The organism is Pedobacter sp. JCM 36344 (genome assembly GCF_046546555.1).
Classification (GTDB): Bacteria; Bacteroidota; Bacteroidia; order Sphingobacteriales; family Sphingobacteriaceae; genus Pedobacter.
On sequence record NZ_JBKHKK010000001.1, the window covers coordinates 217696 to 230122 of the forward strand.

Annotated in this window: 11 protein-coding genes; 9 read left to right on the forward strand and 2 right to left on the reverse strand. The window is 41.5% G+C overall.

Features of this window, described 5'->3' with window-relative positions:
• The first annotated feature begins 6 nt into the window (after positions 1–6).
• From ACHFIZ_RS01020 to ACHFIZ_RS01060, 9 genes are all read left to right on the forward strand, one after another.
• Positions 7–705, forward strand: a complete 699-nt coding sequence (locus tag ACHFIZ_RS01020) for a DUF1080 domain-containing protein (RefSeq protein ID WP_410881958.1) — start codon at positions 7–9, stop codon at positions 703–705.
• Between the two features lie 23 nt (positions 706–728).
• Complete coding sequence (locus tag ACHFIZ_RS01025) at positions 729–1970, forward strand: nucleoside permease (protein WP_410881960.1); 1242 nt, start codon at positions 729–731, stop codon at positions 1968–1970.
• Between the two features lie 26 nt (positions 1971–1996).
• Positions 1997–2878, forward strand: a complete 882-nt coding sequence (locus ACHFIZ_RS01030; RefSeq protein WP_410881962.1) for a hydroxypyruvate isomerase family protein — start codon at positions 1997–1999, stop codon at positions 2876–2878.
• A 3-nt stretch (positions 2879–2881) separates the two neighbouring features.
• On the forward strand, positions 2882–3757 hold the full coding sequence (locus ACHFIZ_RS01035) for a sugar phosphate isomerase/epimerase family protein (protein ID WP_410881964.1): 876 nt from the start codon (positions 2882–2884) through the stop codon (positions 3755–3757).
• Between the two features lie 143 nt (positions 3758–3900).
• A complete protein-coding gene (locus ACHFIZ_RS01040) occupies positions 3901–4893 on the forward strand; it encodes an aspartate-semialdehyde dehydrogenase (protein WP_410881966.1) in 993 nt (330 codons plus the stop codon).
• Positions 4894–4970: 77 nt separating this feature from the next.
• The gene (gene dacB / locus ACHFIZ_RS01045; RefSeq protein WP_410881968.1) at positions 4971–6377 is read left to right on the forward strand and encodes a D-alanyl-D-alanine carboxypeptidase/D-alanyl-D-alanine-endopeptidase; all 1407 of its coding nucleotides are present in this window, start codon (positions 4971–4973) and stop codon (positions 6375–6377) included.
• A 20-nt stretch (positions 6378–6397) separates the two neighbouring features.
• Positions 6398–8359 carry a beta-N-acetylhexosaminidase gene (locus tag ACHFIZ_RS01050; RefSeq protein WP_410881970.1) on the forward strand — a complete coding sequence of 654 codons (1962 nt, stop codon included), beginning with the start codon at positions 6398–6400 and terminating at the stop codon, positions 8357–8359.
• A 1-nt stretch (position 8360) separates the two neighbouring features.
• Complete coding sequence (locus ACHFIZ_RS01055; RefSeq protein WP_410881972.1) at positions 8361–9170, forward strand: tRNA pseudouridine synthase A; 810 nt, start codon at positions 8361–8363, stop codon at positions 9168–9170.
• Positions 9171–9172: 2 nt separating this feature from the next.
• Positions 9173–10879 carry a M28 family peptidase gene (locus tag ACHFIZ_RS01060; RefSeq protein ID WP_410881974.1) on the forward strand — a complete coding sequence of 569 codons (1707 nt, stop codon included), beginning with the start codon at positions 9173–9175 and terminating at the stop codon, positions 10877–10879.
• On the opposite strand, the gene ACHFIZ_RS01065 is transcribed toward ACHFIZ_RS01060, so the two are convergent.
• Positions 10862–11368, reverse strand: coding sequence for a shikimate kinase (locus ACHFIZ_RS01065; protein ID WP_410881976.1), 507 nt, complete (start codon positions 11366–11368; stop codon positions 10862–10864). The genes ACHFIZ_RS01060 and ACHFIZ_RS01065 overlap by 18 nt on opposite strands.
• A 1-nt stretch (position 11369) precedes the next feature.
• Positions 11370–12425, reverse strand: coding sequence for an ABC transporter permease (locus ACHFIZ_RS01070; protein WP_410881978.1), 1056 nt, complete (start codon positions 12423–12425; stop codon positions 11370–11372).
• Positions 12426–12427 lie beyond the last annotated feature (2 nt).

Below are 12427 nucleotides of genomic sequence, written 5' to 3' on the forward strand. Positions count from 1 at the left end.
ACAATAATGAGACAATACATTTTCTCTGCGATGATCATTGCCTTAACGCTAGGCTGCAGCAGCACTAAAAATCAGACTGTGGCGTCGAAGGGTTTTATGAAACTTTTTGATGGCAAAACTACCAATGGATGGCATACTTACGGACAATCGACGGTAGGTAACCACTGGAAAGTTCAGGATGGCGCTTTATTTCTTGATGCCAAAACACAGGGTGACGGCGGTGGTGATCTTGTTACCGACAAGGAGTACACCAACTACCATTTAAAACTAGACTGGAAAGTTGCTCCTGGTTCAAATAGTGGAATTATCTTCTTCGTGCATGAGGACAAAGCCAAATACGGAGCTACCTACAGTACTGGTTTAGAGATGCAGGTACTTGATAACGAAGGTCACGACGATGGAAAAATTCAAAAACACAGAGCTGGAGATTTGTATGATATAATCAAGAGCAGTTCAGAACCTGTTAAGCCTGTTGGAGAATGGAACACCGCTGAAATTATTACAAAAAACGGAAGCCTTGAACTTAGGTTAAATGGCGTTAAGATTGTTACCACCACACTTTGGGATGCAAGCTGGGCTACATTACTAAAGCAAAGCAAGTTTGCTGACTGGAACGGATTTGCTACTTACAAGACAGGTAAGATAGCACTTCAAGATCATGGAGGAGACGTTTGGTATCGCAACGTAATGATTAAAGAACTGTAAATAAACAAGATATAATTAAAATAATGAATTCGAATAATCGAGTAAAATTATCTATCATGATGTTCCTGGAGTTTTTTATCTGGGGCTCATGGTTTGTTACATTGGGAACTTTCCTTGGCAGTAACCTTGGTGCCACTGGTGCGCAGTCTTCATCCATATTTTCAACACAGTCCTGGGGAGCTATAATCGCGCCTTTCATCATAGGTCTTATTGCCGATAGATATTTCAATGCAGAGCGAATTCTGGGTGTGCTACACCTCGTTGGAGCCGTTTTGATGTATCAAATGTACAATGCAACAGAAATCAGCACCTTTTATCCTTATGTTTTAGGCTACATGATTTTATTCATGCCTACGTTGGGATTGGTAAACTCTGTATCCTTTAACCAAATGAAAGATCCTGAAAAAGAGTTTTCGACCATCAGGGTTTTCGGAACAATTGGATGGATTGCAGCAGGTTTGGCTATTAGCTACATATTCCACTGGGATACTGCAGAAGCGACTTCTGCCGGGATGCTTAAGAATACTTTCGCAATGGGTGGAATCGTATCAGTGATATTGGGTTTATTCAGCTTCATTCTACCAAAAACACCTCCTAAAGTTTCTACAGGAGAGAAAGTTAAGATTTCTGAAATACTTGGTCTTGACGCATTGAAACTGTTGAAGGATAGGGATTTCGCGATATTCTTTGTCTCTTCCATTCTTATCTGTATTCCGTTAGCCTTCTACTACCAAAATGCCCACCCTTTTCTTTCAAACGTAGGTATAGATAACCCGACAGGAAAGATGACTATAGGTCAGGTATCTGAAGTTCTTTTCTTATTGCTATTACCAGTATTCTTTACCCGTTTTGGTTTTAAAAAGACTATCTTGATTGGTATGATTGCATGGGCAGTTCGTTATGCGCTATTTGCATTTGGTAACGCTAGTGATTTGAGTTTTATGTTAATCATCGGTATCGCTTTACACGGTGTGTGTTATGATTTCTTCTTCGTTGCAGGTCAGATTTACACCAATGCTGCGGCAGGTGAGAAATACAAAAGTGCTGCCCAAGGTCTGATTACACTTGCCACCTATGGTGTTGGAATGCTAATCGGGTTTGAAGTTGCAGGCATGATCACTGATAGCTATAAGTTGGCTGATGGAAGCTTTGACTGGAAAATGATCTGGATTATTCCGGCGGGTATCGCGCTTGCAGTATTTTTACTTTTTGCGCTCTTCTTCTCTAATAAAAAGAAGGTTGCTGAAAGCTTAGTAAGTGTCTAGTCTTTTTGAATTATAAATCAATTATCATGAAATCTGAACTTAGCAGAAGATCTGCACTCAAAAATATTGTTGCCGGAACCGCCGCCTTAGGTGTTTCGGCAGCATTGCCTGCTTTTGCACTAGCAGAATATAAAAATACAATGCTAAAAGGAAACGTAAATCATTCAGTTTGTCGCTGGTGTTTTGGTAATGTAGACCTGGATAAACTATGTGTTGAAGCGAAAAAAATCGGTATTAAAGCGATAGATCTTGTCGGGCCTGGAGACTGGGCAACTTTAAAGAAACATGGACTCGACTCATCATTATGTAACGGTGCTGAACTTGGTATCGACGATGGATGGAATGAACCTAAATTCCATGCAGATTTGATTAAGCGTTATACAGAGATGATTCCAAAAGTTGCTGAAGCAGGTTACAAGCAATTGATTTGCTTTAGCGGTACTAAACGTGGGAAAGATAATGAAACGGGTTGGAAAAACTGTGTCGACGGACTGAAACAAGTTCTTCCAATCGCAGAAAAGTATAATGTTGTGTTGGTGATGGAACTGTTAAACAGCAAAGTAAATCATAAAGATTACCAATGCGATAACACCCCCTGGGGCGTCGAGTTGTGTAAAAGATTGGGTTCAGAAAATTTTAAATTGCTTTATGATATCTACCACATGCAGATTGATGAAGGTAATGTAATCAGCACCATTAAAAATAACTTCCAATATATTTCCCACTACCACACCGCAGGTGTGCCGGGGCGTCATGAGTTAGATGAGAACCAAGAGTTGTTTTATCCTGCAATCATTAAAGCTATTATATCAACAGGTTTTAAAGGTTACCTTGCACAGGAATTTCTGCCAAGTAAAAAAGATATATTTAAATCACTAAATGATGCAGTGATGATCTGCGATGTGTAGCTTATGAATTCAAGAAGAACTTTTATAAAACAGGCAAGTATCGCGGCAGCGGGCGTAGCCATTTTACCAAACTTTTACTGTACTGCTTCAGCTTCGGCCAATGCAGTTGGACTTCAACTTTACACACTTAGAGAACAATTGCCTAAAGATGTTAAGGGAGTAATCGCTAAAGTTGCTCAGGCAGGGTATAAGAAAGTTGAAACTTACGGGTATACCGCAGAGACCGGCTACTGGGGATTGGCTGCCAAAGACTTCAAAGCATTGCTTACGGAAAATGGCCTAACAGCACCTAGTGGTCACTTCAGCATGGATAGCTATATAAAATCCGGCAATGTGGAAGAATTGAAACCACTTATTGAAGGCGCAGCAGCTCTGAGTATGGAATACTTTACCTGCCCATGGTTGAATCCAACTTTGCGGACAAGCATAGAAGATTTCAAAAGACTTGCGGAGCGACTAAATACCGCAGCAGGTGTTGCGAAGGCTGCAGGAATGAAAATGGCCTACCATAACCACGATTTTGAATTCACAAAGTATGGTGAGGAAACAGGTTATGAGACTTTACTTTCGTCAACTGACAAAGACAATGTGAAGTTTGAAATGGACCTGTACTGGGTAGTTAGATCTGGAAACGATCCAATTGAGCTTTTTAAAAAGCATCCAGGAAGATTCCCTATGTGGCATGTAAAGGATATGGATAAGGCAGACAAAACAATAAACACCGAAGTTGGAACAGGCTCCATTGATTTTAAGAGTATTTATAAGGAGGCTAAGGAGGCGGGATTGGAACATCTTATTGTAGAACAAGAGAACTTTTCCATAGACCCTTTTGTAAGCATTAAGAAGAGTTTCGATTACGTAGATCACGAGCTTATTTAAGACCTAACTGTATTATAATATGAGAGGGAAGTGGTTTAAAAATAGCCCCTTCCCTTTTTTTACGTAAATAATCCACATATTTGCAGACTTATCAGACCGTAAAAATATCAATTAAAAGAGCATAGATAACAAATTAAAAAAACATGAAAATTGCAGTAGTAGGCGCTACCGGACTGGTAGGCACCGTAATGTTGAAGGTATTAGAAGAGCGTAATTTCCCATTAACCGAATTGATTCCTGTAGCTTCTGAAAAGAGCGTTGGTAAGCAAATCACATTCAAGGGTAAGAAGTTTGCTGTTGTAAACATGGACACTGCAATCTCAATGAGACCTGATATTGCCTTGTTCTCCGCTGGAGGAAGTACTTCTTTGGAAAATGCGCCACGTTTTGCCGAAGCTGGAACTACAGTAATTGACAACTCTTCTGCCTGGAGAATGGACCCCTCAAAAAAATTAATCGTCCCTGAGGTAAATGCTGATACCTTATCAATTGACGACAAGATCATCGCTAACCCCAACTGTTCAACAATCCAGATGGTGGTCGCTTTGAAACCATTGCATGATAGATACAGGATAAAACGCGTTGTTGTGTCAACCTATCAGTCGGTTACTGGAACAGGCGTTAAAGCGGTCGAACAGCTAATGAATGAGCGCAAAGGTATCATGGACGGACCAATGGCCTATGCCTACCCTATCGACTTGAACGTGATTCCCCAAATTGATGTATTCACCGACAATGGTTATACTAAAGAGGAAATGAAGATGATCTTGGAAACCCGTAAAATTATGGGTGATGATACCATCAGAGTGACTGCGACCACTGTTAGGATTCCTGTTATGGGCGGCCACTCAGAGTCTGTCAATATTGAGTTTGAAAATGAGTTTGACGTTGCTGAAGTAAGAGATATCCTGGCTAAAACTGAAGGAATCATCGTAGTTGATGACCCGGCAAATGCGAAATATCCAATGCCTAAAGATGCTCATGAGAAAGATGAGGTATTTGTTGGCAGGATAAGACGTGATGAATCCTTACCTAATACACTGAATATGTGGATAGTTGCGGACAACCTACGAAAAGGTGCTGCCACAAATGCTGTTCAGATCGCTGAATACCTGGTAAGAAAAGAACTGATATAGTTTATCGAGAATAATACGTTGAACGTGATGTAGAAATAACCAGAGCTGTTATTTTTACATCACGTTTTTTTATACCTATGCTTAAAACATCTTTCATCATTATATTAATCCTTGTAGCAGGCATAAGCCATGCACAATCTCCAACACAAAAGCTTGAACAAGCGTATAACAATCTTTTGGCGGACATTCAAACAAAGTATGCTACCGTTTCGCTCTGCGTATTGGATGCAAACTCAGGGAAGATCTTGTATGCAAGAAACGAGAACCTAGGTGTTTCCACGGCCTCGACATTAAAAACAATAATCTCTGCAACAGCATTTGGGGTATTGGGTAAGGATTTTAAATATCAAACTACGCTGGGCTACAATGGCACCATAAGTATAGATGGAACGTTAAGTGGCAATCTGATTATTGTTGGCGGTGGTGACCCTACACTAGGCTCTTGGAGATACCCTAGCAGCAAAGAGGCAACAATTCTAAACTCTTGGGTTCAAGCGATCAAAGATGCAGGAATTAAAAAGATTGATGGTAGCGTTATAGGAGATGAAAGTGTTTGGGGCACACAAACGACGCCTGATGGCTGGGTATGGCAAGATGTAGGAAATTACTACGGCTCCGGAGCCTCTGGCTTAACCTGGAGAGAGAATCAATTTGACCTGCATTTACGCGCTAACAGATCGGATAATTCAGTTTCAATAATAAAAGCAGTGCCTGCGATGCCTTACCTAAAAATTGTTAATGAGCTAAAGGCGGGTGCCGAGGGAACAGGCGACAATGTATATGCCTATTTACCTGCTTTAAGTAACATCGCGTATTTAAGAGGAACATGGGGATTGGAAACTCCGAAGTCGGGTATCTCTGCTGCCTTACCGGATCCGGCTTTTGACGCCGCTTTTCGCTTGCAGGATACACTTCAGCGAATTGGAATAAAGGTTTCCGCAGAAGCCACCACAAGCAGAATTCTAATTGCCGACAAAAAACCGGTGCCTGTAGTCTCACAAAAGCTAACGACGATCTCTTCCCCTTCATTAAGTGAAATCATCTATTGTTTCAATAAAAAAAGCGTAAACCTCTATGGCGAGCATCTGATCAAGACTATTGCCTGGAAAACCGGTAAGACACCTACAACTAAGAACGGTGCTACAGCAGTGGTAAACTATTGGGGGCAAAAAGGAATTGATAAAAACGCATTAAATATATTGGACGGCAGTGGGCTTTCGCCAGGAACACGAGTGACCACATTTGCAATGGCGAATGTCTTATTTCAGGCGCAACAAGAAGACTGGTTTGTCGATTACTACAAGTCGTTGCCTGAAAATAATGGGATGAAATTAAAGAGCGGAACCATTAATGACGTATCAGCGTTCGCGGGTTACTACACTGCTGGCAGTGGCAATAAATACGTTATTGTCATTAATATCAACAACTATTCTGGGTCGGGAATAAATAAAAAGTTGTTTCGCGTTTTAGATGCCCTAAAATAATTTGGTAAATTGCGTAGCTTATGAGAAAATCTTCCTTATTACTACTACTGTTCATATTAACGATTCCAGCTTTTAGTCAGACAATAGTTTCTGATAATTTCAATGCAGAAATGGCTGGCAAATTCGACCATACTGCAGAAATAGCTATAATTCCTGAACCAGTCTCGCTTGTAAAAACGGAGGGACACTTTGTACTCCCTGCCAATGTTGTAATCCACTCAGCGGCAATACCTGAACTTAAACAAGTCGTTTCCTTTTTACAGGAAAGACTTTCTACACCTACTGGTAGCTTTGTTTCCAATATCTCTGATACTAAAGGCCCGGCTACAATCAAATTAATCCTTAATGACAAGAGTAATGCAGCAATAGGTAATGAAGGGTATACACTCATCGTAACACCTTCTTTGATCACCATAAAAGCAAATAAAGCAGCGGGCTTATTTTATGGTGCTCAGAGCCTGATTCAACTTTTCCCAAAAGAGATCGAAGCAAAGGAACTGGTAGAAAACGTGGAGTGGGCAGCGCCATGTGTTGAAGTAACCGACTATCCAAGGGTGGGATGGAGAGGCCTAATGTTCGATTGCGCACGTCACTTTTTCACTAAAGCAGAGGTGAAACAATATATCGATGCAATGGTGAGGTACAAATATAATTTGCTTCATTGGCATTTAACTGATGATGAAGGTTGGAGAATCGAAATAAAGGGAATGCCAAAGCTAACAGAAGTTGGCGCATGGAATGTGAAGAAAGTCGGAGAATTCGGCATCTTCTCGCCTCCTGAAGCTGATGAACCGCGCACCTACGGTGGATTTTACACCCAGGAAGATATCAAAGAAATCGTTCAATACGCTAAAAATCGTTTTGTAGACATACTTCCCGAAGTTGATGTTCCAGGCCACAGTCTGGCGATCATAGCTTCTTACCCTGAATTATCCTGCACTGAGGGAGCTGAAAACTATCGGGTGAGATCTGGTGAGCGTATCATGGACTGGTCGAAAGGAGCCCCTCCTATTGCACTAATCGACAACACACTCTGCCCGGCAAATGAAAAAGTATACGGTTTTTTAGATACGGTAATCACTCAGGTCGCTCAACTGTTCCCATTTGAATACATACACATGGGAGGAGATGAGGCACCGATAAACTTTTGGCAAAAAAGCGATGCGATCAAAGCATTGATGAAAAGTGAAAATCTTAAAGACATGCATCAGGTTCAGGGTTACTTTGAAAAACGTGTTCAGAAGATTGTAGAGTCGAAAGGTAAAAAGTTCATGGGCTGGGATGAGATCCTAAATGGAGACATGCCTCCAAGTGCTGCGGTGATGAGCTGGAGAGGCGTAAAAAATGGAGTCGATGCCAGTAAGAAAAAACATGAGGTGGTGATGAGCCCATCAACTTATGCCTACCTGGATTACATGCAGGCAGATCCAATTACTGAACCGAAAGTCTACGCTTCGTTGAGGCTCAGCAAATCCTATGAATTTGATCCTCTACCTTATGGCTCCGATGCAAAATATATCAAGGGTGGTCAGGCCAATCTTTGGACAGAGCAGGTGTATAACATCAGACAGGCAGAATATATGACCTGGCCAAGAGGCTTTGCAATCTCAGAATCTTTATGGTCTCCCTTAGAGAAAAAAAATTGGAAGACGTTTTTCCCTAAAGTTGAACAGCATTTCAAAAGACTGGATATAGCAGAAACCAAGTATGCTCCGAGTGTTTACGATCCAATATTTAGTGTTAGCAGATCAGCTGATAGGCAACTAATGATCGAGTTGTCTTCAGAGGTTGAAGGGTTAGATATCTATTACAGTTTCGACAACTCATTCCCTGATCGCTTTTATCCAAAATACACAGAGAAGCTAACGCCCCCGAAAGATGCAACTATGCTTAAAGTCATTACCTATAAAGGAAAAGATCCGGTTGGCAGAATAATGAACATGCCAATCGAAGAATTAAACAGACGCGCAGGAAGACGGTAACGTGAGGTACTTTTTCCACATCGGCTATAATGGACTGCAATACAACGGCTGGCAAAAACAACCTGGGGTACTTAATGTGCAGGGTGTAATTGAAACGACCCTAAGCAGCATTCTTAAAACACAGTTATTTATCAATGGATGTGGCCGCACTGATGCACACGTCCATGCAAGCCAATTCTTCTTTCATGTGGATATTGAAAGGGAGTGGGACTTTGACTTGCTGTTTCGCCTCAACAAAGCACTGCCGGTCAATATCGCGGTATTTGATATTCTCCCTATGGAAGGACAGCCTCATGCGCGATTCGATGCAGTTTTCAGATCCTACAACTATTTCCTCCACACCTACAAGGATCCTTTTTTAAATGGATTAAGTTCTTTCTATTTACTAGACCATTTGGATTTCGATAAGATGAAACTGGCTGCGGCTGTGTTACCTAAGTATAAGGATTTTAAGCCCTTTTGCACCAGTCCGGATAAATATGAGCATACAATATGCAATGTGATGGAAGCTAAGCTTAGTGTCGATGTAAAGGGCGACAGACTAAGATTTCAAATCTCCTCTAACCGCTTTTTAGGTAAAATGATCAGAATCATCATGGGCCAACTGCTTAAGATAGGTAGCGGCACGCTATCGTTGGATGAATTTGAAAGCTACTTAATCCTGCTTAAAACCCCTGCCCTCATCACTCCTGCTCATCCGCAGGGACTTTATCTTTCCAAAGTCACCTATCCATATTTAAACTTACCACCAAGAACGGAATTTTCATCTATACTACAAAAGCAGGCTGATGAAATCTGGAAAAACCTATAACCATGAACAAACTGCTTACACTTCTTCTGCTGCTGGGTGCATCAACTGCGTTTTCCCAAGATCCAACAACGCGTTACTTCAACCTGACCAGAAAGGCATTCAATAAGTCTAACGCTTACGAAACAACTGCATTCGTGGAGCAAAGGTGGAGACTGCCAGGAAATAAGGGTTTCAATGAAAGCATTTACCATGTCGAGGAAATTCTTAAGAAAGCGGGATTTGTACTGCAAAAAGACAATGAAAAGGAAGGGCCACTTACCTACAGGTTAGAAAAGCGGCCAATGAAAAAGAATGCCTGGGATCCAGTTAATGCTAGCCTGACGATAGTGGGGCAAACAAAGCCCTTTCTGGCATTTCAAACTAATAGAAATATGCTTACTATTGGTTCTTCCTCTACTCCTGCGGAAGGCCAGACAGCGGAAGTTATATATCTGGATGCTACGGCAGTTAATAAAGCGAGTGACCAAGACTTCAAAGGAGCGATCATATTCTCAGAAACCAGTTCGGCAAGGCTATTTAATGTAGCAATTACTGCTGGAGCAATCGGCGTCTTGGGGTATTCAATGCCGGCTTACACACAGCCTGAAAAGAATCCAACCTCTATTCAGTTTTCAGGGATCAATAATCCTGACGACAAAGGCTGGGCTATCAATTTATCCTACCAAGCCAAACAAACCCTAAAGGAAGCGCTGTCAAAAGGACCTGTCAAACTGAAAGTAAACATCAAGGCTAACTCTTATGCTTCTGAAGAATTGACTATAGTAGCCAACGTAAAAGGATCAGTCGCTCCCGATGAACGCTTTGTATTTAGTGCTCATGTGCAAGAGCCGGGAGCGAATGATAATGCCACAGGCGTGGGTACGCTTGCCGAAATGGCCAGAGTGACAGCAATGCTCTTGAAAGACAATAAATTGAAGCCACAGCGCACAATTACTTTTCTTTGGGGAGACGAAATTGTTTCCACTCAGCGCTATATCAAAGAGGATCAGGAGAGAGCAAAAGGAATCATTTGGGGCATGAGTTTGGATATGGTGGGTGAGGATACGCAAAAAACAGGCGGGAGTTTCCTGATTGAGAAAATGCCTGATCCTTCAGCTATCTGGACAAGAGGAGCAGACAAGCACAGTGAATGGGGCTCTGGCGATACAAAAGAAAAAGACCTGTTTCCTCACTACTACAACGACTTCATCGTGAAAATTTGCAATGAGCAGGGTAAACATGCAAAGTGGACTGTAAACTACAATCCATTTGAGGGAGGTAGCGACCATACCCCTTTTATTCAAAATAAGATTCCAGGATTATTGATGTGGCATTTTACTGATATGTTTTACCATACCGACAATGATAGGTTAGATAAGGTTTCCGCAAGGACCTTGAAAAATGTGGGAATCAGTGCATTAACAGCTGCTTACACACTTGTAAATGCTGATGAAAACACAGCCTTGTTTACAATTAATGAAGTGCGGGATGCAGCTTTAAAGCGCCTAAGGGTTGAATTTGATTTAAGTAGGGATGCTGTTGCTTCTGGAAAGATACTCAGCGAAGAGAAGCATATTTTGGAAACTTGGGGCAATTACTATGTTGCCGCATTGTCAACTATACAAAACTTACCAGTTACATCAGAAACAACTAAAGTTGAATCCGCAATAAAAGCGGCAGTAAATCTGATCGAGACGGAAACGCGAAAGTACTTAGAAGATCTGAAATAGTTCATTTCTAACCTGTTCTGTGGTGATATTAATGCCATTCACCGTTAGAAAACTACGCTCATAATAAGGATTCCTTTCTTCAAGCTTTTCTTTAATAAAGGCAACGAGTTGCTGTTCATCCATATTGGCAACTAGCGGGCGTTTATGCTTTCCGTATTCCAGGCGTTTCGCAAGAGCGAGCGGTGGCAGATCCACATAAATTGTGATTCCACTCCTATTCATAAACTCCATGTTGTCAAAAAAGCATGGCGTTCCGCCTCCTGTGGAGATAATGCAGTTAGTTGGGTAATCAAGCGTATTCAAAGTGTCCTTTTCCAGTATCCTGAAAGCCTCCTCACCATTTGCCGAGAAATAATTGCTTACAGACACACCCGCTGCTTTCTCCAGTTCATGATCAAGATCCATAAAACTATAGCTCATCTTTTGAGCAAGCTTCTTGCCTAAAGTAGTCTTGCCGCAGCCCATAAAACCGATTAAAAATATTCTCATACTATGCTAATTTAACCCTTGGATCAACAAAGGCATATAAAATATCTACTAAAATATTAATTACTACAAATACCAGAGCGATGAACAGAATGGATCCCATGATAACTGGAAAGTCAGACATTTCCAAAGCGGTAACAGCTGTTCTTCCTAGACCGTTGTAGCCAAAGATGTACTCCACAAAGAAAGATCCGGCTAATAGGGAGGCGAACCAACCAGAGATCGCAGTAATTACCGGGTTCATCGCATTTCTTAAGGCATGCTTGTAAATGATGGAACTGCGGCTCAGCCCTTTCGCTCTCGCTGTCCTGATATAATCTTGAGCCAAAACGTCAAGCATCGCGCTACGCGTCAGCTGAACAATAATGGCCAGAGGTCTTAAGCCTAATGTTACCATAGGTAACATTAGGTTTTTCCAGGTCATAATTTCCCCTTCGAAAGGATCATAACTGTAAAGACTCCCAGACATACTTAAGCCGGTGTAATCGCTCAGTACAAATCCAAAAAGCCAGGCAATTATAATCCCCGCAAAGAATGAAGGTGTCGAAATTCCAAGAATTGCAAAGGCGTTTGCTGCTTTGTCTATCCAGGTGTCTTTATTTACCGCAGAAACTACTCCAAGAAATACACCGATCAGCGTCGCAAAAATCATCGCAGTTAAGGCGAGGATAAAGGTATTTGGAATTGTTTCTCTCAAGATAGAAGTCACATCTCTCCTGGTCTGATAAGATCTGCGTAAATAGGGCAACTTTAATGCAATGACATCACTGCCAACAGAAAATAATTTTAGGTAATGATATTTATTTCGCGAATCTGCATTATTATCATGTATTCCGATTGGGGAGAGGTCGTTCAAATATAGAAAAAACTGTACGGGCCTTGAACGATCCAAGCCAAACTCCTTCCTAACTGCCTCCAGAGATTGTACGTCAGACCGTTGCCCCAGTGTCATTCTTGCCGGATCTCCTGGCAAAACGTTGAATAGTAGAAACACCACAACTATCACCCCTGCCATCACGGCGAATCCATATAAGAATTTCTTCAGGGCATAGTGAAGCATAG